Annotated in this window: 24 protein-coding genes and 1 pseudogene; 5 read left to right on the forward strand and 20 right to left on the reverse strand. The window is 46.9% G+C overall.

Annotated features, from left to right (window positions below):
- Positions 1–107 precede the first annotated feature (107 nt).
- The 5 genes from tuf to JGK39_RS07375 form a co-directional block, all read right to left on the reverse strand.
- Positions 108–1337, reverse strand: a complete 1230-nt coding sequence (gene tuf / locus JGK39_RS07355; protein ID WP_293256139.1) for an elongation factor Tu — start codon at positions 1335–1337, stop codon at positions 108–110.
- Between the two features lie 101 nt (positions 1338–1438).
- Complete coding sequence (gene fusA, locus JGK39_RS07360; RefSeq protein WP_293256142.1) at positions 1439–3511, reverse strand: elongation factor G; 2073 nt, start codon at positions 3509–3511, stop codon at positions 1439–1441.
- A 328-nt stretch (positions 3512–3839) separates the two neighbouring features.
- Positions 3840–4310: a 30S ribosomal protein S7 gene (gene rpsG, locus JGK39_RS07365; RefSeq protein WP_006632196.1), complete on the reverse strand. Its 471-nt coding sequence runs from the start codon at positions 4308–4310 to the stop codon at positions 3840–3842.
- Positions 4311–4426: 116 nt separating this feature from the next.
- Positions 4427–4807 (reverse strand): 30S ribosomal protein S12, encoded by a 381-nt coding sequence (rpsL, locus tag JGK39_RS07370; protein WP_006632197.1) that lies wholly within the window; start codon positions 4805–4807, stop codon positions 4427–4429.
- A 125-nt stretch (positions 4808–4932) separates the two neighbouring features.
- On the reverse strand, positions 4933–5055 hold the full coding sequence (locus JGK39_RS07375; protein WP_293256145.1) for a hypothetical protein: 123 nt from the start codon (positions 5053–5055) through the stop codon (positions 4933–4935).
- On the opposite strand from JGK39_RS07375, the gene JGK39_RS07380 reads away from it, so the two are divergent.
- Both JGK39_RS07380 and JGK39_RS07385 read left to right on the forward strand, forming a co-directional pair.
- Positions 5047–5202 (forward strand): hypothetical protein, encoded by a 156-nt coding sequence (locus tag JGK39_RS07380; RefSeq protein ID WP_293256148.1) that lies wholly within the window; start codon positions 5047–5049, stop codon positions 5200–5202. The two genes, JGK39_RS07375 and JGK39_RS07380, sit on opposite strands and share 9 nt — an antisense overlap.
- Positions 5203–5631: 429 nt before the next feature.
- Positions 5632–6483, forward strand: coding sequence for an Npun_R2479 family HD domain-containing metalloprotein (locus JGK39_RS07385; protein WP_293256156.1), 852 nt, complete (start codon positions 5632–5634; stop codon positions 6481–6483).
- A 284-nt stretch (positions 6484–6767) separates the two neighbouring features.
- Here JGK39_RS07385 and JGK39_RS07390 read toward each other — a convergent pair whose 3' ends face one another.
- The 14 genes and pseudogenes from JGK39_RS07390 to JGK39_RS07455 all read right to left on the reverse strand — a co-directional run bounded on the left by JGK39_RS07390 (position 6768) and on the right by JGK39_RS07455 (position 18721).
- Positions 6768–7283 carry a transcriptional repressor gene (locus tag JGK39_RS07390; protein WP_293256159.1) on the reverse strand — a complete coding sequence of 172 codons (516 nt, stop codon included), beginning with the start codon at positions 7281–7283 and terminating at the stop codon, positions 6768–6770.
- 52 nt (positions 7284–7335) lie between these two features.
- A complete protein-coding gene (locus JGK39_RS07395) occupies positions 7336–7674 on the reverse strand; it encodes a hypothetical protein (RefSeq protein WP_293256164.1) in 339 nt (112 codons plus the stop codon).
- 91 nt (positions 7675–7765) lie between these two features.
- On the reverse strand, positions 7766–8731 hold the full coding sequence (locus JGK39_RS07400; protein WP_293295814.1) for a chlorophyll a/b binding light-harvesting protein: 966 nt from the start codon (positions 8729–8731) through the stop codon (positions 7766–7768).
- 173 nt (positions 8732–8904) lie between these two features.
- Entirely contained in the window at positions 8905–9939 is a 1035-nt protein-coding gene (locus JGK39_RS07405) for a chlorophyll a/b binding light-harvesting protein (RefSeq protein ID WP_293256170.1), read from the reverse strand.
- Positions 9940–10057: 118 nt separating this feature from the next.
- A complete protein-coding gene (locus JGK39_RS07410; RefSeq protein WP_293256247.1) occupies positions 10058–10459 on the reverse strand; it encodes a photosystem I reaction center subunit XI in 402 nt (133 codons plus the stop codon).
- A gap of 84 nt (positions 10460–10543) precedes the next feature.
- Positions 10544–11554 (reverse strand): annotated as a pseudogene (locus JGK39_RS07415) (chlorophyll a/b binding light-harvesting protein); the annotation flags it as partial.
- Between the two features lie 22 nt (positions 11555–11576).
- Positions 11577–12647, reverse strand: a complete 1071-nt coding sequence (locus JGK39_RS07420; protein WP_293256173.1) for a chlorophyll a/b binding light-harvesting protein — start codon at positions 12645–12647, stop codon at positions 11577–11579.
- A gap of 538 nt (positions 12648–13185) precedes the next feature.
- Entirely contained in the window at positions 13186–13923 is a 738-nt protein-coding gene (locus JGK39_RS07425; RefSeq protein ID WP_293256250.1) for a response regulator transcription factor, read from the reverse strand.
- A gap of 313 nt (positions 13924–14236) precedes the next feature.
- Positions 14237–15199 (reverse strand): FTR1 family protein, encoded by a 963-nt coding sequence (locus JGK39_RS07430; protein ID WP_293256253.1) that lies wholly within the window; start codon positions 15197–15199, stop codon positions 14237–14239.
- A gap of 244 nt (positions 15200–15443) precedes the next feature.
- Positions 15444–15878: a ferritin-like domain-containing protein gene (locus JGK39_RS07435; RefSeq protein ID WP_293256176.1), complete on the reverse strand. Its 435-nt coding sequence runs from the start codon at positions 15876–15878 to the stop codon at positions 15444–15446.
- Positions 15879–16104: 226 nt separating this feature from the next.
- Positions 16105–16839, reverse strand: coding sequence for a hypothetical protein (locus JGK39_RS07440; RefSeq protein ID WP_293256179.1), 735 nt, complete (start codon positions 16837–16839; stop codon positions 16105–16107).
- A 15-nt stretch (positions 16840–16854) separates the two neighbouring features.
- On the reverse strand, positions 16855–17328 hold the full coding sequence (locus tag JGK39_RS07445) for a hypothetical protein (RefSeq protein WP_293256182.1): 474 nt from the start codon (positions 17326–17328) through the stop codon (positions 16855–16857).
- Positions 17329–17448: 120 nt separating this feature from the next.
- Entirely contained in the window at positions 17449–18090 is a 642-nt protein-coding gene (locus tag JGK39_RS07450) for a hypothetical protein (protein WP_293256185.1), read from the reverse strand.
- Between the two features lie 436 nt (positions 18091–18526).
- Positions 18527–18721, reverse strand: coding sequence for a hypothetical protein (locus tag JGK39_RS07455; RefSeq protein WP_293256188.1), 195 nt, complete (start codon positions 18719–18721; stop codon positions 18527–18529).
- On the opposite strand from JGK39_RS07455, the gene JGK39_RS07460 reads away from it, so the two are divergent.
- The 3 genes from JGK39_RS07460 to JGK39_RS07470 all read left to right on the forward strand — a co-directional run bounded on the left by JGK39_RS07460 (position 18716) and on the right by JGK39_RS07470 (position 21159).
- On the forward strand, positions 18716–19642 hold the full coding sequence (locus JGK39_RS07460; protein WP_293256191.1) for an energy-coupling factor ABC transporter permease: 927 nt from the start codon (positions 18716–18718) through the stop codon (positions 19640–19642). The two genes, JGK39_RS07455 and JGK39_RS07460, sit on opposite strands and share 6 nt — an antisense overlap.
- A complete protein-coding gene (locus JGK39_RS07465; RefSeq protein WP_293256194.1) occupies positions 19635–20294 on the forward strand; it encodes an energy-coupling factor transporter transmembrane protein EcfT in 660 nt (219 codons plus the stop codon). The genes JGK39_RS07460 and JGK39_RS07465 overlap by 8 nt, the downstream gene beginning before the upstream one ends.
- 130 nt (positions 20295–20424) lie before the next feature.
- The gene (locus JGK39_RS07470; RefSeq protein ID WP_293256197.1) at positions 20425–21159 is read left to right on the forward strand and encodes an ABC transporter ATP-binding protein; all 735 of its coding nucleotides are present in this window, start codon (positions 20425–20427) and stop codon (positions 21157–21159) included.
- Positions 21160–21465: 306 nt separating this feature from the next.
- On the opposite strand, the gene JGK39_RS07475 is transcribed toward JGK39_RS07470, so the two are convergent.
- Positions 21466–22470: an ion transporter gene (locus tag JGK39_RS07475; protein WP_293256200.1), complete on the reverse strand. Its 1005-nt coding sequence runs from the start codon at positions 22468–22470 to the stop codon at positions 21466–21468.
- Positions 22471–22568: the final 98 nt, after the last annotated feature.

A 22568-nucleotide genomic window follows, 5' to 3' on the forward strand; every position in this document is an offset into this window, starting at 1 on the left:
CTGCTGACTGCTGACTGCTGACTGCTGACTGATGACTCATCACTAAATAGCAGAAAAGCCACTAAATTTGATTAGGCTTTTCTGCTATTTAAAACGTTAGCGGATTCCTACTTGAGGATTTTGGAAACAACGCCGGCGCCCACGGTGCGGCCGCCTTCACGAATTGCGAAGCGCATTCCTTGTTCGATCGCGATCGGGTGAATCAATTCAACCGTCATTTTAATCCGGTCACCAGGCATCACCATTTCAGCTTCCGAACCGTCATCAGCAGTGAACTGCTTGATCGTACCGGTTACGTCAGTTGTACGGACGTAGAATTGAGGGCGGTAGCCAGAGAAAAAGGGCGTGTGACGGCCACCTTCTTCTTTTTTCAGAATGTACACTTCAGATTCAAACTGAGTGTGAGGACTGATAGATTTTGGCTTGGCAATTACCATGCCTCTTTCAATATCCGCCTTCAAAATACCCCGGAGAAGTAGACCCACGTTGTCGCCGGCCAAGCCTTCATCCAAGGACTTGGTGAACATTTCCACACCAGTCACCGTAGTGCTGCGAGTGTCCTTCAGACCAATCACTTCGACTGTTTCGCCGACTTTGACACTGCCGCGCTCAATCCGACCAGTAGCCACAGTACCCCGACCAGTAATCGAGAATACGTCTTCAACTGCCATCAAGAAAGGCTTGTCAATTTCGCGTTCTGGAGTAGGGATGTAAGCATCTACTTCTTCCATCAGCTTGTAAATCTTGTCAACCCACTCATTATCGCCCTTGACAGTCTTGGGATTGGCAAGCATCGCTTCAAGAGCTTTCAAGCCAGAACCGGTCACGATGGGGATGTCATCACCAGGAAAATCGTAGGAACTCAAAAGTTCGCGAACTTCCAGTTCTACCAATTCCAAAAGTTCAGCGTCATCCACCATGTCTTCTTTGTTCAAGAAGACAACCAAGCTGGGAACGCCAACTTGTTTAGCTAGCAGGATGTGTTCCCGAGTTTGAGGCATGGGGCCGTCTGCCGCTGACACTACTAGGATGCCACCGTCCATTTGAGCAGCACCGGTGATCATGTTTTTCACATAGTCAGCGTGTCCGGGGCAATCCACGTGGGCGTAGTGACGACCTGTGGTTTCATATTCTACGTGAGCGGTATTAATTGTAATACCCCGTGCTTTTTCTTCGGGCGCAGCGTCGATGTCGGCGTAGTTCTTAGCCTTTGCTTGACCCAGTGCAGATAGAGTCATCGTAATCGCCGCGGTCAAAGTTGTTTTGCCGTGGTCAACGTGACCGATTGTGCCGATGTTTACGTGGGGTTTAGTCCGTTCAAATTTTGCGCGTGCCATTCTCGATCTGTTCCTTGTTTTTTTTAGCGATTTTAGACTTGAGATTTTAGATTCTAGATTTTGGATTCAATCCAAAATCCAAAATCTAAAACCTTAAATCATTAGTTCCCTTTGTTCTTAGCGATAATGGCTTCAGCCACATTTCGCGGCACTTCTTCGTAATGGCTGAATTCCATTGTGAAGATGCCTCGACCTTGGGTTTTTGAGCGGATGTCAGTAGCGTAACCGAACATTTCTGCTAGTGGAACTTTTACAGAAACTTTGGCAATTCCCTGATCCGTCTCTTGACCTTCGATCTGACCCCGACGCGAGTTGAGGTCTCCGATGATGTTCCCGATGTAATCTTCGGGAACTTCAACCTCTACTTTCATCATAGGCTCTAGCAGCACTGGCGACGCCTTCATCACGGCTTCTTTGATCGCCATTGAACCGGCGATCTTGAATGCCATTTCTGAGGAGTCTACATCGTGGAAAGACCCGTCTACCATAGTAGCTTTGAGGTCGATCACTGGATATCCTGCTACAATACCTGATTCGCACGCTTCTTTCATCCCTTGTTCTGCAGGGCCGATGTACTCTTTGGGTACAGTGCCGCCGACAATTTTGGAGACAAATTCAAAGCCTGTTCCGACTTCGGTGGGTTCGAGTTCGATCACGACGTGACCGTACTGACCTTTACCGCCGCTTTGGCGAATAAATTTACCTTCGGCGCGGACGGATTTGCGAATGGTTTCCCGGTAGGCTACTTGCGGCTGACCGACGTTGGCTTCTACTTTGAATTCCCGCAGCATCCTGTCTACCAGAATTTCCAGGTGGAGTTCGCCCATGCCGGCGATGACTGTCTGGTTGGTTTCTGGGTCAACGTTGACTCGGAAGGTGGGGTCTTCTTCCGAGAGCGACTGGAGGGCTTTGGAGAGCTTCTCCATGTCTTGTTTGGTTTTGGGTTCGACAGCCACGGAGATGACTGGTTCTGGAATAAACAGGGATTCCAGAATCACTGGCGCTCCATCTTCGCAGAGGGTGTCGCCGGTGAAGGTGTCTTTCAAACCCAAGGCTGCTCCCAGGTCTCCGGCCCGCAGTTCCTCAACTTCTATGCGATCGTCCGCTTTAAGGACAATTAGGCGAGATACTCGCTCTTTTTTGTCTTTGGTGGAGTTGAGGACGTAGGTTCCTTTTTTGAGGATACCGGAGTATACGCGAACAAAGGTCAGGCGGCCGTAGGGGTCTGCCATGATTTTGAATGCCAGGGCTGACAGGGGCGCGCTGTCGTCTGCAAATCGCTCTGCGGTGTCGCCGTTGGGCAGCAGTCCTTGAATTGGAGGAACTTCCAAGGGCGACGGCAGGTAGTCGATCACTGCATCTAACAAAAGCTGAACGCCTTTGTTTTTGAAGGCAGAACCGCAGAGCATGGGGACGATCGTACCTTCGACTGTACCGCGGCGCAGAGCCGAGCGGATTTCGTCTTCTGTTAACTCTTCGCCTTCGAGGTATTTCTCCGTGAGGGCGTCGCTGGTTTCTGCTACAGACTCGATCAGCTTGGTGCGGTATTCTGCGGCGAGTTCTTTTACCTCGTCGGGGATTTCTATTTCCTCGATGTCGGTGCCGGTGTTGTTGTTGTAGATGTAGGCTTTCATCTCCACTAAATCTACAATTCCCCGGAAGTTTTCTTCGCTGCCGATCGGGATTTGGACGGGTACGGCGTTCGCTCTCATGCGATCGCGAATTTGGCCGTAGACTTTGTAGAAGTTTGCGCCCATCCGATCCATTTTGTTGACGAACACAATCCGGGGTACTTTATACCGATCGGCTTGGCGCCAAACTGTTTCGGATTGCGGCTGCACTCCGCCTACCGAGCAGAACACTGCGATCACTCCGTCGAGCACTCGCATCGAGCGTTCGACTTCGATCGTGAAGTCTACGTGTCCGGGAGTGTCGATGATGTTGATTTTGTAATCTTTCCAACTGGTGGTGATAGCGGCGGCAGTAATTGTAATTCCCCGCTCCCGCTCTTGCTCCATCCAGTCGGTGACTGCTGTTCCCTCGTGCACTTCACCCATTTTGTGAACCATGCCTGAATAGAACAGAATTCTTTCAGTTGTTGTTGTTTTGCCCGCATCAATGTGGGCGGCGATGCCGATGTTGCGAGTTTTTTCTAGCGGGACGGTACGTGCCACAGCTACCTCCTTAATCTTGTGTTGCTGTTATAATACTACTATACTACACAGTAACCCTATTTTGCACTCCCCAGCGACTTACTACCATCTCTGGAGCTTATTATTACATTTTAATATTTTTTGCAACATTTGTTTACAAAAATATTAAGGATGCGACATGGAGGATTGAGAGTGCGTGAATTTTAATTTTGGGAGTTTTGAGTTTGCTTCAATAAGGGCAACTAAGCCGTCTCGAAGCAATCTCAGCACTCACAACTTACACTTGCCAATTTGTCGCCGCTTTTATACCGCACGATCGGCTTCTTCTCCATGCCCGACGATTTGGCAATTAGTACCGGTAGTGAGCAAAAGCCTTGTTAGCTTCTGCCATGCGGTGTGTTTCTTCGCGCTTGCGAATGGCAGAGCCTGTTTCGTTCGCTGCATCCATCAGTTCGTTAGCCAGCTTGGCGGCCATCGAGCGGCCTGTGCGGGCGCGGGCAAATCTGATCAGCCAGCGGAGGGCGAGGGTGGTTCCGCGATCGGAACGTACTTCCATCGGCACTTGGTATGTGGCGCCGCCTACCCGGCGGGCTTTTACTTCTACCAGGGGTGTAGCGTTTTTGACTGCTTTTTCAAACAAGTCTAACGGTTCGGCTCCTGTGCGTTCTTGGATGGTTTTCAGGGCGTCGTAGACTATGCTGGAGGCCACGGATTTTTTGCCGTGCTGCATGATCCGTCTCACCATCATGCTTACCAACCGGCTGTTGTAGGTTGGATCGGGCGGAACTGGACGTTTTTGAATAACTGTGCGGCGAGACATAGTTCTATTTGGGATTTTTGATTTTGATTGATTGAATTTGGAGTTTTTAGCTCAAATCTCGATCGATGACGATCGAACTTATTTTTGCTTTTTAACTCCGGCGGGCGAGAGCCGCGTTATTTTTTCTCTTTAGGACGCTTGGCCCCGTACTTGGAACGACCTTGCTTGCGGTCTTTCACCCCGGCGGTGTCTAATGTACCGCGAATGATGTGGTATCTAACTCCGGGTAAATCTTTTACCCGACCGCCCCGGATCATTACTACCGAGTGTTCTTGCAAGTTGTGACCGATCCCGGGGATGTAGGCTGTCACTTCAAAACCGCTTGTCAGCCGTACCCGAGCCACTTTCCGCAGCGCCGAGTTGGGTTTTTTCGGGGTGGTCGTGTACACTCTGGTACAAACTCCGCGGCGCTGGGGGCAACTCTTGAGAGCTGGCGATTTGGTTTTTTTCTGCGTTTGTTCCCGTGCTGAACGGATGAGTTGCTGAATAGTGGGCATGAGTTACGGCATTTCTAGCTTTTTGCTGAATATAGTGATTTGGCGGCATCCGCACTGAAAGTCCCTTCCCCTGTGGGGGGACGGGATAAATGAAAATAATTATGGGTAAGTGAGGATACCAGACTCTATATAGTACACGAAGCGGTTTTTTTTGGCAAGGAATTTGCTTTCTCGGGCGAACTTTCTTGCTGGGAAGGCTGTTCGTTGGGATGCGGCGATCGCCCGCCGTAGCGATACATATGTGGCATTATATATTGAAGCCCAACTTTGAAGAGGGTCACAGCGGCGGTGCAAAATCGATCGCCATCGAAATATCGAACCACCATTTTTCGGAGACGCCCATCAACTCTACCGTGCGATCGCATCACAGCCTCAGGGAGATCGACATCACATAAAGTTATATAAAATTACCTGATAATAAGCCACATACATTTAGTTGAGCGCAGATGAAAACCAAAACTTATATTCCTGAAAGTACAATTTCCGAACTTTACTTGAACATTTGGAAATCCGGTAAGATCGGACGGTGTTGCACCAAATTCAATACGAAATTAATTCTGAGACTTGAAAAAGTTCAGAGGAGCTAAAAATTGTTAGCAGACTGCTCTATGCAGTCCGACGGGGATGGCTTTTAGTCATGGACTAAGTGGCGTTTGGAGTGTTAGTGTTGATATTACCTCCAAAGGCAAGCGCGGACAACGCAGGTGAGTGATTGAGTTTTGAGTTGTGAGTTAAAATCTCATCCATAAAATCATATATAAATTATATAGAGACTCAAATAAGACTCACACTTGACAGGCAATATTAAGGCAAAAGGACAGGGTATGTTTAATTCTACAGAACTGCTGATCGAGGCTTTCATCAAACAACTGGAGAACGGATACAGCCGCACTTACGGAGGCTACAAATCCGACTATGCCGATATTATTGCCTGGGTGGGGGCAATGGCGTTAGAAAACATCGCCAGCAGCGACGCTCTTTATCACAATATCGAACACGCCATTTGCATTACGTTAGTAGGTCAAGAAATCTTGCGGGGAAAACACATTCGCAAGGGCGGAGTCTCCTGCGAAAATTGGCTGCACTTCATCATTTCTTTGCTGTGCCAAGATATCGGATATGTCAAAGGAGTTTGCCGGCAAGACCAAGCATCAGAAGGATTGTATGCTACGGGCAAAGATGGCATGAGAATTGCACTTGCTCCCGGTGCAACAGCGGCTAGTTTATCTCCTTACCGAGTTGACAGAGCAAAACTATTTATTGACGAGCGCTTCGGCAACCACAAGCTAATTAATGCTGAGGTAATTAAGCAGAACATAGAACAAACTCGTTTCTCGGTGCTTGACGGCAACATTGACCAAAATGCAGGTAATTATTCTAGTTTAGTTCGCGGTGCTGACTTGATAGGTCAGCTCAGCAACCCACAATATTTACAGAAAATTGGCGCGCTGTTTTACGAGTTGGAAGAAAGCGGTGCTACTAAACTTTTGGGCTACCGACATCCGGGCGACTTGCTGCAAAGCTACTCTAAGTTTTACTGGAGCGGAATTTATCCTCACATCAGCGAATCTCTCGGTTACTTGCAGTTGACCCAAGAAGGCAAACAGATTGTTGCTAGTTTGTACGCTAACGTATTTCGGATGGAACACCAACGCTGCGATTCTGAAGTTGCTTGAGTACAAGTGAAGTCAGCAGTCAGTTGGCAGTTGGCAGCAGTCAGCAGTCATTAGTCATGGGTCATTAGTATTCCTAGGGTGTGTCGCTTGCGAACAATCCGTAAATTTAACCTATAATCTCATAGCGACGCACCTTGTGCATTGGGTGGATGAAACACACCCTGCAAATCTATTGTTGCATTTTTTTCTAAACGGTATAACTAACAACAAATAATCAATTACCAATTACCAATTCCCAATTCCCAATTCCCAATTTCCAATTCCTGTAGTTTATTTCATCCAACTTAACTAACCTCATCCTCAAGTTCCGAATGATATCTCGGGCACAACCAATTGCTCGGCACCAAAGAAGGCCATCCCTCCCGCAGCGCTTCCAAGCACACAGCACGCACAGTTAATTGACAGTCTAGCAGTTCTACACCAGCTTTTTCAACTTGCTTTTTGCCAATTTTACCAATCGATTCATCGCTAAATTCAAAGGTTTTGTGACACTGAATGCAAACCAGATGATGGTGGTGGTGCAATTCCGGTAGATTAAGTTCGTAATGTTTGTGTCCTTCTGCTAATTCTAATTCGCGCAAAATCCCAATTCTTGCTAATAAATGCAGGGTTCGGTAAACTGTAGACAAGCCAATTCGTTCTCCTTGGTTCTGCAAAGTATTGTATAATTCTTCCGCACTCAAATGATGGCCTTGCCGCAGAGTTTGAAAGACACTCAAAATAGTTTCTCGCTGGGGAGTCAGGCGGCAGCCTCTCTGGTTTAGTTCGAGTTTGAGTGAGTTAGCGCTGTATAAATTCATAGCGAATTTGTCCAAATAATTGTGATCTATCCCCTTTTCCCGGGGTAATTTACTAGCTCCTAATTCCGGTTGCTAAAGGTGGAACAGAAGGATTGGTTGTCGGTATTTCTGCATAAGCTTTGTGAGCCCTAGAGCAATGTTGCTGGCAAGAATTAGCAAAACAAGTCTTAGGTTCAAAGTCAGTACAGCCGATCGCATCCTCAGTAGAAGCAACACACGGCCGCACCGTGCATTTGAGGCGGTAGTCATTAGTAAAAAATTCGCAATCTGAACAAGGAATTTGATGTAGGCGCCGAATTTGATGAAATCCTTCTCGCAATGCTAGGGAAGCGCTCCACAAAAACAGAAGCATCAAAATACCGAGACAGAAGCAGTAAATAAAAACAGTCATAGGGTAATTTCTCAAAGTATACACAAATTTGAAACCGATTTAAGTCAGAAACAAAGTAGCAAGAAACTTTGTTTCTGACTTTGCATCGCATTCAGGTTCTATTAAGACGGGCGCGAGAAGCGTGCCAAATGTGACCTGCGAGGGCTAATATACCCAATAGAAATTGTGCATTTGCCAATCCCAGGCGATCGCTCCCGTAGAATTGGGGAGGATACACAGTCGTGTTATACCCCACGAAAGCACAGGAAACAAAAGCCATAAAAGCCAGACCAGCTAAACTATAGGAAAGAATAGCATCAGCCTCCACAATCAAAAGTCGCTTAGCCCAAGGAAAAGGCTCAATCAGAATGTGCCACACGCCGCCTGCAATCAGCATCGCACCAATCCAAATGTGACCGCCGATTACATCCTCCAAGTTATTAACACTAGCCATTCCTAGGATTGTCCAGCCACCATTAGCAAATCCGAACAGATAGCCAAAAATTGTCGCCGGATTGAGATTGGGGCTAGCAATCAGGCGTACATCGCCAATTGCACTATCATAAATTCCCCCAAACTTCATTGCTTTGAGCACTAGCAAAAAAGCACCCAATCCTAAAATAATTAAGTGGCTTCCCAAAATGGAACCCAGCTTCTTAGCGTCATTCCATTCATAGTGAAAATTAGCAACAATTCCGCCTTCGGTGTGCAAAATTGCCGGGCCGCGAAAAACATGATAAAGACCCCCAGCACCCAAAACAGCAGATGCAACTAAATGCAATATGCCGATCGCAAAATAAGGATAAGTATCGATCGCAGCACCCCCCGCACCAACACCCCAGCCCAAAGTTGCTAAATGCGACAGTAAAGTCAGGTTTTGCTCGTACATCGGCACGTTTGGTAAAAAACGAGAAACTTCCGAAATAGTAGTTGCTCCCGCCCAAAACATAATCAAACCAGCGTGAGCGACATGAGCACCCAACAACCTACCCGACAAATCAGTTAAGCGGGCATTACCGAGCCACCACTTAACATTATTTCCATCCATTCCAAAATCATTAATATTAGCGATCGTCACAGTTTTTTACCTCGTAAAATTAATAGCTATGCGGGCAATTTATAACTTGAATATTGTTGCCTTTCGCATTCCTTGGGTCAGAAACCGGGTTTTTTACGAAAGATGTGTTGTCACCCGTAGATTTGGTAAAAACCCGGTTTCTTTAGTGGAGTGCGTCCAGAAGTGTTTAAGTCTTACGACTCAGTTCCCACCGCATTCAAGGAAGTTTCAACTTGCTTGAAATTAAAGCCGATCGCCCGCAGAGCGTGCCACAAATGACCTTGCAAGAAGAAGAAAGCCAAGAAAAAATGAGAATTAGCCAGCCAGCAGCGCGGAGTGTGAGCACCTAACGGTAAGGCGATCGTATCCGCAAAATAGGGGGTAATACCCAGCTTGGTTTCCAGCACCGGGCCGTAGAATTCAACCGGATAAGCCAAAGTATTAACCGCACAGAAATAAGCCGCTGTAAACCCGGCCAAAGCAATACCGCCGAGAGAGTAAGACAGAATAGCTTCCCCAGAGAAACTCAACACTCGCTTAGCCCAAGGAAAAGGCTCTTTGACGATGTGCCACACGCCACCGAGAACCAGCATGATGCCGACATAAATGTGACCGCCAACCAAATCTTCCAAATTGTCAACACTGGCAAAATGAGTTTGATAGCCGTAGATAACTAACGGATCGAGAGTAGGACTCACAACTGTGCGGACTTCGTGAATTGTCGAGTCGTACAAACCGCCGAAAAACATCGCTTTCGCTACCAGCAGCAGCGCACCCGCGCCCAGGAAAATCAGGTGGTGTCCTAAGATGAAGCCCAGTTTTTTCGGGTCTTCCCATTCAAAGTGAAACTTGCCAGCGCGACAAGCGGCATCTTTCAAGTTTTTAGGCCCTTTAAAGGTGTGAAATAAAGCACCAGCACCCAAAACAGCCGATGAAATCAGGTGTACCATTCCCACCACAAAATACGGATAGGTATCCACAATCTTGCCGCCCGCTCCTACACCCAAACCAAGAGTAGCTAAGTGAGGCAACAAAATTAATCCCTGTTCGCCCATTGCAATCTCAGGGTTGTAGCGAGACATTTCAAACAGAGTAAATGCTCCCGCCCAGAAAGTAATTAAAGCTGCTTGACCGACGTGAGCGGAAATGAAATATCCCGAAAGATTGGCGAAGCGGGCATTGCCTGCCCACCAGTCATATTTAACGTTGGGATTGTCGTAGGTTTGCATCGTTTTTTGTTTGCTTGTTGTACTTGTTTGGTCTGAAACAAATTGAATTTGTTCGTAGTGCGTCCTGGTGTCTGCAAGCTCGGAGCGGACTTAAGTCCGCACTACAAACCGTTTTTATTCAGTTAATAACGCCCCGGAAAATTGCATCAATCCCAGCAAAGTTGTCTAGCAGTAAATAGGCGAGGAAGGCTCCGCTCGTACCGCCCATCACAAAACCGCCCCGGAACAAACTCCAATCTTCCGGCGTTTTGTGCCAGTACAAAACTTTACCTGCTTCGATTTTCCGGGTTTCGTAAACCGAAAGCCCGATCGCCAAAATCAACACCAAGGCCAGAGTTGCCAGCAATCCGGCCAGCGGTGCTAAACCTTTTTCTTGTAAAGGTAGCAATACCGCAAAAGCTCCTACCAGGAAATATCCGTGAGCTAAGCTAACTTCCAATCCCCGGACTATCGGAGACAAACCCTTGCGGTAAATCGGCAAGTTACGCAGAAAAGTTACAGTCACATCCGAAAAACTCACTGCTGTTGCGGCCGCAGGTTGAGGTTGAAGCCGATCGGACTTTTCAACCTTGCTGGCAGTTGCCGTTACAAATTCACCCGATCGAAAATCAAATCCCGCCGCTTTTGTCCGAACGCGCAGTGCGTGCCAAATATGACCGGAAAGCGCCAAAATTGCTAAAACAAAGTGACTTGTTGCCAGCCAAGTCCGGGAAGAAACAACCGCTGCATCCGGGCCAGTCAGACCTACAGGCCCGTAAAAAACCTCGGGATAAACAGTGTCATTTACAGTCACGAAATAGGCAGCCAAAAAGCCCATGTAAGCCAGAGCGCCCAAACTGTAAGAAAGGTAAGCTTCTCCCGACCAAAACAGCACTCGCTGTGCCCAAGCAAAAGGCTTAGTAAAGATATGCCAGAAACCGCCAAGAATGCAGAGCAAGCCAACATAAATGTGACCGCCGACAACATCTTCTAAGTTGTCAACTGCTGCCATTCCTTCCGGGCCGTGCACTGGCAAAAGATAGCTGAAAATGCGGGCGGGATTGAGAGTCGGTTCGCTAATTACCCGCACGTCAGCGACGTGGGGATCGTAAAGACCGCCCCAAAATACAGCTTTTGCTACTAACAACCAAGCACCTAAACCTAACAGCAACAGGTGAATGCCGATGATGGTTGTCATTTTGTCTTTGTCTTCCCAGTCGTAGCCGAAGGAACCAAAGAATGTTTTGTTTTGCGGCAATACTTTCGGGCCGAGCAAGGAATGGTAAAGACCGCCGGCACCCAAAACGGTAGAACTAATTAGATGCAAAACTCCGATCGCAAAATACGGATAGGTATCAACAATTTGACCGCCATGTCCTACTCCAAAACCCAAACTTGCCAAGTGCGGCAGCAGGATTAACCCTTGGTCGTACATCGGCAACTCTGGGTTAAAGTTTGAAAGTTCAAACAAAGTCATTGCCCCAGCCCAGAGTACGATTAAGCCCGCGTGAGCTACGTGAGCTCCCAAAATTCGCCCTGAAAGGTCGATGAAACGGGCGTTGCCGGCCCACCAGCCGTATTCGCTTTCCGGTTTGTCCGGTTCTGGTATTAAATTCGGATCTGCGATTGCTTGCATTTTTGCTTTCCTCCTGGTGCGGTTAACTGGCTGGACTGGCTGCGATTCCTTCGCCCCCCGGCTGGATGTCTTCGCGCATTGGTTGCACGACTTTGCCTCGGCGGAAGTCAAATCCTGCCGATCGCAGGGCGTGCCAGAAATGTCCTTGCAGAACGAAGAAAGCGAGCCAGAAGTGGGTGTTAGCCAACCAGACGCGGGAGGTCAGCATTCCTTCGCTGTGAAAGTAGGGAAACTGCTCGAAGCCAATTTTTAGGGCCGGCCCGTAGAATTCCTCTGGGTAAACTAGGGTGTTGACCGACACAAAGTAGGTGGCGATGAAGCCCATTAAGGCTAAGGCGCCGAGGCTGTAGGAGAGGTAAGCTTCTCCTGACCAGATGAAGAGGCGTTTTGCCCAAGGGAAAGGCTGAGTGCGAATGTGCCACAAGCCGCCGGCAATGCAGAGGATTCCTACCCACATATGTCCGCCGACAACATCTTCGAGATTGTCAACGGAGGCTAGCCAGTGTTTGCCGCCTGCACCGAACAGGTAGCCGAAAATCACAGCGGGATTGAATGTGGGCTCGGAAATTACCCTCACTTGCCCGATCGTGGTATCATACAAACCATCGAAATACATAGCTTTGGCCACCAACAAGAAAGCACCGACACCCAGCAAAACTAGGTGGATGCCTAAGATTGTGGTCATTTTTTCTGCGTCTTCCCATCTGTAGCCGAAGAAAGGAGTTCTTTCTTCGAGGGTGGCAGGCCCTTTGAGCGAGTGAAAGATGCCGCCGAAGCCCAGAAAGGCTGAGCTAATTAGATGAATTACACCAATCTGAAAGTACGGATAGGTATCGACAATTTTGCCTCCCGCACCGACACCCCAGCCGAGTCTGGCTAGGTTGGGCAACAGGATTAAGCCTTGTTCGTACATGGGCAATTCTGGGTTAAAACGGGAAAGCTCAAATAGGGTATAAGCTCCCGCCCAGAGGACGATGAGGCCGGAGTGGGCGACGTGGGCGCCGAGCAAACGACCGGAAAGGTTGATTAAGCGGGCGTTGCCTGCCCACCAGGGAAATGATTCTCCTTCGGCTGGGAAGGATTTTTTTGCCATGCTTGTCACGGCGATTTACCTCTTGAGAAGGATGTCAGTTGAGTTTTAAGCGCTTGCGGCTTATTGATATAGATAATCAACAATTTTGGGAGTTTCGTCAAGAGCTATTTGATAAACTTTTTCACTTATTTTAGTTAAGATATGTAACAAGATAGTAAAAAACATCGCGAAACCAAGTTTATAACTGCTTTTGAGGCGGGCGGGGAAGTTTGGTTGCCGTTAGGAAAAATAGCAACTAGAGCAATTTTTCATATTTTATTGATAAATAGTCTTAGTAAGGGTAGAGTGTTGTTTAAGTAGCTATCTAATCCTCTCGGAAAAGACAAGGTGGCACAAGAAATCCGGTACTTTCTTCTGGGCAAGCTTCGATCGAAGTGGGACTCGCAGGGGGTGCGGGATTGTTTTTTCTCAATTAAGAGAATAAATGGCTACTTTTCGGCCTATTCAACTCAAACTCCAAACAACAAAGCCTGAGAGCATTTGCTCTCAGGCTTTTCTAGTTGGATTTTTAATTGCTCGCGGCATCTGGGGCGCTAGCTCAAGCAGAGGATTTGCTTTCCTCGGCGACTTGCTCGTTGCTGGGCAATTCCAGGCAATAACCCGCCCCGTATACGGTTTTGATGTACCGAGGATGGCGGGGATCGGGTTCCATCTTGGTTCTCAGGTGCCTGATGTGGACGCGAATTGTTTCGATGTCGTCGTCGGGGTCGTAACCCCACACTTCTTTGAGAATTTCGCTGGGAGAGACTGTCTGACCGTGGCGCTGGAGCAAGCAGTGCAGCAACTCGAACTCTAGGTGAGTCAGTTTGACGGTATTAACGTACCAAACAGCTTCAAACCTTTCGGGGACAAGGGTCAGCGGGCCGTAATTCAGGATTTCTGAGTGTTTGGCGGCTTGGGGGATGCGGTCTGTGCGCCTGAGCAAGGCTCGCACTCGTGCCAGCATTTCTTCTAGTTCAAAGGGTTTGGTCAGGTAGTCGTCGGCGCCGGAGTTGAAGCCTTCTACTTTGTCTTGAGTTTGACTTAAGGCTGTCAACATCAAGACTGGTATGTCGGCTGTGCGATCGTCCCGCCGCAACCGCTGACACACTGTGAATCCGTCTACTCTAGGCAGCATCAGGTCTAGCAGGATCAGGTCGGGGAGCATTTGTATTGCTAGTGCCTGACCTTTGATGCCGTCTTCTGCCTGGGTGACTTCGTAGCCAGCCATTTCTAGGTTGACGGCTACGAGTTCGGCGATCGCCGCGTCATCATCAATAACAAGTATCCGAGGCATCATTATTTATCTCACCGCTAACCAGATGGGGGAGGCTACAGCCTTCTGGGGGTTCCAGGTAACTTTAGCGAACAATTTACTAATTTTAAGCTTCATTTAAGGATTCTAAGGTTTATTAAGAACTTTTTGAGCTTTGTAAATATTCTTGTAGTAATTATAAGTGAAGAGGGTATCTATCAGAAAGTGCGATCGCCAAAAATCTCGCCTGGAGTAGAACATCTACCTGTGGGCGAGACTTCGGAAGAGGAATTTTTCCTGCGATGTGAGATTTTAGAGAAGATTCTGGGTAGGTGGGCAGGCAAAGGGATGATAACTACGGAGCAATTGTTGTCTCTTGAGTAGGCTGAGTATTTTTGCCCGAAACGGTTGCCTTAGTAGCTAGTTTTTGGAAATAAAGACTGCCGACGGTGGCTAAGAATATTGTGTAAGTCGCAGCTTGGACGAGATAAAGTCGATCTCTGTATCCAAACAGTGCTTTGAGAATCACTCCCGGAAATTGTCGATCGGGCAAAACTCCTGCTGCATTCCACACCATCGGGCCTAAAATACAAGAGTGGACTGGTGCAGTGCGATCGTAAAAAACACAAATCGCGGCATACTGGCGATCGATCTGCGACAAAATAGCAGCAGAGGCGTCAAAATGCTTGAGTGCAGATACTGCTAAACCCGCGACAATTAACAGCAACAAAATCCCCATAAACTTGAAAAACAGGCGGATATCAATTTTGACGCCCCACTTAAACAGCAGCGCGCCAAGGATTGCCGCCCCAGTCAAACCGCCCAAAGCGCCCAAAGCTGGACTTAAACCTTGCTGAAATTGAGCGCTGACAAATATGACTGTTTCAAAACCTTCGCGCAGTACCGCAATGAAAATCAAGCCAAATACGCCCAAGCCGGCATTGGTATTTTTTGTCAAAGCTGCTGTAACGGCTCCTTCAACTTCAGCTTTGAGAAACCGGGCTTGCTGAGTCATCCAAATTAGCATCCAGCTTAGCATGGCGATCGCCACAATTCCCAACACGCCCTGTAATAGCTGTTTGATTACCGGCGCGTAAGGCTGAGTTGATGTCGATACTGCTGCGAGCAATCCATTAAACAATACTCCCACAAAAGCGCTAGCAGCAATGCCCGCTCCGACTCCGGCATAAACCCAAGAATTGAGGTGACTTTGCTCGGCTTTCTTGAGACAAGCTAGGACAATTCCCACAACTAATGCTGCTTCCACACCTTCACGCAGAGTAATTACAAAAGTCGGTATGGCTTCACTAAAATTCAGTTCCATAAAGTTTGTAGTGAGGACTTCAGTCCTTCTTAAGTTCGTAGTGAGGACTTCAGTCCTTCTTAAGTTTGTAGTGAGGACTTCAGTCCTCCATAAAGTTTGTAGTGAGGACTTCAGTCCTCCATAAAGTTTGTAGTGAGGACTTCAGTCCTCCCCTGCGAGACTTTTAGTTAATAAGGACTAAAGTCCTTACTACAAACTAATTTGATTAATAACTAAGGACTGCCGGCTATTACTTCCCTTAACTAAAATCTCTCAGCATTTTTTTCAGTTCTACTTGATGCAATTCTTCTTGACCGATTAAGGTGCGGGCGTATTCTTCCAGATAAACGCTGGAGTCGGTCACTACTTCAAGTAAAGATTTATACTTTTTGAGCGCTTTTTTTTCGTGGTTCAGACTTTCTTCCAAAAGGTCTTTTACCGAGTGTTTGTAGGTTTCTTCTATGGCGGCAATTTTTTGGGTGGGATGCCCTTCTAAACCTGTGAGAATTTCTCCGGCTTGTTGCGCGTGGAGCAGGGATTCAGTTGCTTGTGCTTTAAAAAATTGCACGATGGGGATTCGGTTTGGGCCCGTCACCATCAGTGCATAGTGGGTGTAGCGCACGACCCCTGCTAGTTCCCATTCCATGATGGTGGCTAGCAGTTCTTGGGTTTTTTTCTCGTCAAGTTCTTTCATTTGTTGTGTTTGATGTAGAATGCAATAAAGCGCAATGTTTAGGATATCATATTTTTTGAGTGAATGGAATTTAGGCAAAAAATGTTTTTTTTGAAGGCCTAAAGCGGTAAGGTGCGCTTGGGAGCACCTTACCGCTTTAGATATTGGGCTTTTGTCCTGATTTCCCGAAAAAATTTCAATGCAAGGCGCGCGTCGCGCAGCTTACCCGATAGTTTTTTTGCCTCAGTTAGGGGTTAACTTCTAAGATTCCATTAGGAGCAAACACTACGGTAAACTTGGCTGCGGGTGCTCCACCGCTGTTAATGTCTGTCTGGGAAGACTTATGCAAATTTGGCAGGGGAGTTTCTTGGGTGAAATCTTTGGCTGGTTGGTTGAGCGGCTCGAAATTGGCGATCGCCCCGTCAAGACTCGCACTCACGCGGTACACTAGATTTTGAGTGAAGGTAGGGCTAGTTTGCCAACCTTGATTGATGCGATCGTAGACTTTGAGAGTTAACTCTTCTAGCTTGGTGCGATCGGTAATTTCCGCTGTCCGATCGGTCCCATTGACCGCCTGAGCTTCCTGCTGACCTGCTGATACAGGCACAGCTTGCACAGTCTTGTCTGTAACGCTATTTGCAATAGCGGTTTCAGTAGACTGATTAGTGAAAGGTACAACATCAGGAGACTTGTCAGGCAGCTTTTTTTGACTGTCAACAACTAAATTGGAATTATTTGCAACCGGAATAGTAGCGCTACTGGCAATAGCTGGTTCCGCAGGTTTATTAGCAACAGCATTAGCAAGATTTTTCCCTTCAATAGTCAAAGACTTGACGTGAAAACCGCGAAACTTTTCTTTTTGGCTAACCCGCCACATTGCAATGGGAAAAGTTACAAAGAAAAGAACCAAAACTCCCGTACTCATCCAAACTATTTTGTGCATCTCCCTGGCTGGGAGCGGCTTATTTTTTGTTTCCATCATCAAACCTCGCATTAGTTAAGTTAACGGCAAATAGGGGAATAAAGGATGCCAGGACATAGCTGTCGCAGCAACTAACAAAGCAAACATCCAGAAAAATATAGTGCGGCTTTTCACGCTCTTATTTTTCCAAATCGCATGCAGAATCGGCCAACTGACAAGCCAACCTATGAGCAACATAGTTTCTTTACCGGTGTAACTCCCGATATTGCCCCACAATTCATCATTAGTCTTGCTTCCCGGAATCCAACTACCGAGATTCCAAAGCCATTCGTTTGTAGCTTTGGACGTGTCCCCTAAATGGTGACTCACCATCATTGTAAAACAACCAATTGCAGCACTAATTATTGCTGCTGCTGCCGGACCAGAAACGCTAGGCGCATTTTCAGAACCTTCAGCTAAACCGCTGGGAAAGTGTTTTAATTTGCTCCAAAGTTGACCGTAAAAAGGTTCTCCACCCGCAACATTTTGGCGGGGTAATTGTCGAGTCATTTCGCAAATTTCCTAATATAGTAGACAGTTGATAGCTGATAGTTGATAGCTGATAGTTGATGATTGATAGTTAATAGTTGGATAACTACTGACTAAGGACTGCTGACTAAGGACTGCTGACTACAGAGACTGAATTTTGGCAACGCCAAGGCCGCTCACCATGCCTCCCATTGAAAAAAACATGATTGCCATCAAAGCTACGCAGGTTGCGGTTAAAACTGGGCGGTTTTGCTTGTCTAAAATCTTGTCGCCATAATTCCACAAAATCCAAGTACAAGCTACTGCTAAAGGCAAGGTAAACAGCACGCTAAATTCGTGATATTCCATCAAAACGTACTGCACTAAAGGCGAGTTTTCTTTCAGCAAAGCGCGAGCTCCGCCGAAATCTATGCCCGCCCGATACCGCATATAAGCCCAATTGCCCGTAGCGATGGCTAAAAAGCTCAAAATAGATGACCAAAAGGCTAAAGTGCGGATTTGCGGCAGGATTTTTCCGGAGCCCCGCAGCAAGGGGAAAGCCAAATGTCCCGTGTAAACCATCACTACCATTGCCAACATTGCACCCATGCCGTGAATGGTGCCCATCAACCGCTGCCAATGGCTCGGATGCAGCAGGTTAACTAAAGGTAAAAACAGAAACATACCTGCAGATAAAAAGCTCAATCCGTAGATAGAAACTTGAGCGATATCTAACTGTTTGGGAAATTCTGATGGAACTAAATCGGTAGTTGAGTCTGATGTTGAGTGTTGCACCACGGACATACCTCCTGTAGGTTGTGCGGAAAATTACTTGACAATAATTGCATTAGTATTTTGGGTTTCTTGAGAATGCTGTCCGTGCCCAAAGAGCCGATCGCACTTTTGGGCGATCGACAACCGCCAAAACACCGCTTCAGACAGATTGAGTGCAATAAGAACTGGGTTTTTAGTTTCTCAAAAACCAAAAAACCTTGCAGTGACTAGCTCAAAGCTAATTTGACTGCTTTTATTGTTGCGCCACTAATACTATTAATTCTCAATAGAGTAAGGATAAAACTAATTATTGGCTTTCATTTATAATTTTATACTTTCTTAATATTTTTGTCCCAGCTTTGAGCTGAATACATTCGGCTGTAAAATTCTACAAATTTATTGATAATAATTATCAAAAAGTTTTAAGTCCGGGCTGTAGGTATTAAATTGGATTAATTTTTAAGAATTATTTAATGTCCGATCGCGAAGGAGTGAAAATTCTGGTTGTGTTGCCGGAATCCTTGTAGGATAAGACGATCGCCCGCCACGACTTGCCCGATCGCTCGATCGCACCAATGCCCCCAGAGGGGATTGTAAACTTTTGTAAAAAACAGTTGACTAAAGGGTTGGGAGTTCTCTCGTTTGGGATAGATCGATGCACATACCTGATGGTTTTCTTTCACCAACCGTAGCCATTGCCACGGGCATAGCAAGTGCAGCAGTAATTGGGGTTGCCCTAAATCGCACCCGCGCGAATCTTGGACTGCGGCAAGGCCCAATCATGGGATTGACTACGGCTTTCGTGTTTGCAGCCCAGATGATCAACTTTCCCGTAGCCGGGGGCACCAGCGGGCACTTGTTGGGAGGGGCGCTGGCATCCGTGGTTTTGGGGAGCCCTTGGGCGGCCACTTTGGCGATGAGCACGGTTTTTATAATTCAAAGCGTCTTGTTTGCCGACGGGGGGATCACCGCCCTGGGTGCAAATATTTTTAACATGGGGCTAGTGGGAATTTGGGTGGGCTGGTGGCTGTTAAAGCCGTTGCAGCAACTCTTGGGAGGTTCCCGAAATCGTTTACCCCTAGCTGCGGCCATCGCCGCCGCCCTGAGTGTGGTTGCGGCTTCTGTTTGTGTGGCGATAGAACTGGCAATTTCTGGTACAGTACCGCTGAATATCGCACTCCCAGCAATGGTAGGCGTGCATATTTTAATCGGCATTGGCGAAGGGGTAATTACAGGCAGCGTTTTAACTTATCTCGTCAAAGTGCGGCCGGATTTATTGCCGGGAGAACAGCCACAATTGCAGAAATGGCTAGCACCAGTAGTCGGAGTTTTGTTGATTTCCGGCTTGCTTTCGCTGTTCGCTTCAAGTTGGCCCGATGGGTTAGAGGCTGTAGCTGAAAAATATGGCTTTAAAGATAAAGAAGCTGCGGCGATCGAAAATCCGACTCCTTTAGCAGATTACACAGTTAAAGGATTAGAAGAACAGCCAATTGGTACTAGCATTGCTGGACTTTTGGGATCGGCAGTCAGCTTCGGCACGGCCTTTGGTATTGCTCAGTTGGTAAAACCGAAAGATGTCTAAACTCTCCATACCTTTTCGATTGCGCCTGTCTTTGATAATTGTCATCGGCATTGGTTTTATGAAGACTGGCGCTTGGCTGTGGCTGGGGATTTATGGGGCGATCGCACTTTTTTGGTCGTTTTGGCTCAGAGCTCCGCTGCGAACCCTAGCGCAACTGTTGGGAGCAGAATTGGTTTTTCTCTCCTTATTAGTGCTGCCCCAAGGTTGGGAACGAGCTAGTTTTCTGTTGCTGCGTTCCCTAATTTGCCTGCTAATTATGAACAGTTTTCTGCTAACTTTGCCGCCCCACAGTTTCGGAATCGCCCTCAAAGGATTGCCCCTACCAGCAGGTTTACAAGAGATTGTACTTTTAGCCGGACAATACTTAGAAATCTTGCTCGCCGAAGTCAACCGCATGAAAAGATCCGCCCAACTCCGAGGCTTATCCGGTACGGGAGGATGGTTGCGCTACGCTAGTGCTTCCATGATCGGAGCGCTGTATTTGCGAAGTCTCGATCGCGCTGAGAGAGTACACGCAGCCATGCTCATTCGCGGCTATCAAGGAAGTTTGCTCACCGACTCAAAATCAACACCAAAAGAGCGACTCTGGCTGACAGCAACAATTTTAACCGCAGCCGGATTAACAATAGCCTCTTACGGGAATTGGGCATAGGGCATGGGGCAAACATGGCATTAGGAATTGATTAATTCATGCCTCTATCTTTTGTCTTATCCCCTCCCCTCTCTGCGCTCTCTGCGCCCTCTGCGGTTAAAAACTCTTAATCCAAAAATCGAGGCAAAAATTGACTAATCTCAAATCACCGCCAACAATAGAAGTGCAAGACTTAGTATTCGGATACCCGCAGCAAAAACCTGTGTTGCAAGGAATTTCATTCACCTTACAACCAGGAGAAAGAGTTGCTTTACTCGGTTTAACGGGTGCTGGAAAAAGCACTTTGCTAGAAAACTTAATCGGCTTAAAAATGCCGCAATCCGGCGAAATTAGAGTGCAGGGAACTAAGCTAGAAGCGGCGACTTTATCGCAAGCGCGGAGGCAGATTGGATTTTGCTTTCAAGATGCGAACGATCAGCTATTTATGCCGACTATTTTAGAGGATGTAATGTTCGGGCCGCGCAATTATGGAGTTCCGCCGGGAGTTGCGCGCGATCGAGCTTTAGCTTTGTTAGACGAATTCGGTTTAGTAGAATTTGCCAACCGTTCGGCCCACGAACTGTCTGGCGGTCAAAGAAGGTTAGCAGCTTTGGCAGCAATTTTAGCATTAGAGCCTGCCATTTTAATCTTAGACGAGCCGACTAACGGGCTAGACCCCTCGTGGCGCCGTCATTTGGCGTCAGTTTTGTCGCAATTGCCGATCGAGGTAATTTTGATCGCGTCCCACAATTTGAATTGGATCGGGAAAACGACTCAAAGGGCGCTAATTTTGGCTGACGGGCAGATTCAGGTCGATCGCCAAACTGAAGATTTGCTGAAAGATAAATCCACTCTTGAATATTACAATTTGCCTCCAGATTGGTAATTAGTCATTGGTTCGTAGTGAGGACTTTAGTCCTTCATGAATGCGGACTCAAGTCCTCACTACAAACCTTTAATTATTCATTGGTTCGTAGTGAGGACTTTAGTCCTTCATGAATGCGGACTCAAGTCCTCACTACGAACCTTTAATTAGTCATTGGTTCGTAGTGAGGACTTTAGCTACGAACCTTTAATTAGTCATTGGTTCGTAGTGAGGACTTTAGTCCTTCATGAATGCGGACTCAAGTCCTCACTACGAACCTGAAGGCAATTTAATGGACATGATGTGACAGGCAATATCTAGCTTTGATTAAAGCTGGAATTTGCGAACAGTGTCGTTGTACAGATGAATAGCTAAATCCCGAAGAACTTCTTCATTTTCAATATGACTTCCTAACTTCTGTTTCGCCGAGTTGACGCACATTTGCATTAAGTCGGCGGAACTTTCGACGTAAAGCGCGATCGCCCTTTGCTGTTGTTCAAAATCAATCTCGACTTCCCCGAGCCTTTGTACTGATTGACAATTAGCAGATTGGTCTAAATTTACCCCCATTTTTTCCTGTTTTTTCCTTTGCACTTCCTCGGAAAAACCCGAAGCAATTATACCCGCCGGCAGTGCAAAAATCCCGATTCCCAAAAATGCTAATATTGCTCCTAACAATTTGCCCAAAGGAGTGATCGGATAAATATCGCCGTAGCCGACAGTCGTTAAGGTCACAACTCCCCACCACATTGAATCGAGGATACTCCCAAAAGCTTTGGGATGCGCTTCGTATTCAACAAAATACATGACGCTAGATGCAAATATTAAGAGAATAAAAACTGCAAATGCAGTGGCGATTAGTTCCTCTTTTTTAGCGTACAATACTGCTCCCAAAGTTCGTACAGACTCTGAATAACGGCTCATTTTTAGCAACCGCAACAAACGCAGCAGGCGAATTAAATTAACGAAGCTTAAATTCGGAAATAATAGCAAGGCGTAAAAGGGCAATATTGAAACTAAATCGATTAGGCTTAGCGGTGTCAGACCGTATTTCAATCTTCCCCAAAGTGGGTGGCTGTATCTGCGATCGACCGTACATACCCACAACCTCAAAGCATACTCTATTGTAAACACTAAGGATGAAACAATTTCGATGTTTTCCAACAATACCTTGTGTTCGTGCGACAAGTGAGGCGAAGTAGAAGCAATAAAAGCTGCGACGTTGATCAAAATTAAACAGGTGATAACAATGTCGTCGGCTAAGCTGTATAAATTGCTACTTTCTGAGGCTTCTAAAATTTCATAAATTAGTGTTTTGAGTTGTTTTCGCATCTGAGTTTCTCCTAAAAAATTAGTAAGTGAAGGCTCGTGCTTTACTATAGTTTAAGAATTTTTTTTTTAAACGTCACCAGGATTTGCGATCGCGCGAA

It is taken from the genome of Microcoleus sp. PH2017_12_PCY_D_A (assembly GCF_020738565.1).
In the GTDB taxonomy this organism is placed as follows: domain Bacteria; phylum Cyanobacteriota; class Cyanobacteriia; order Cyanobacteriales; family Microcoleaceae; genus Microcoleus.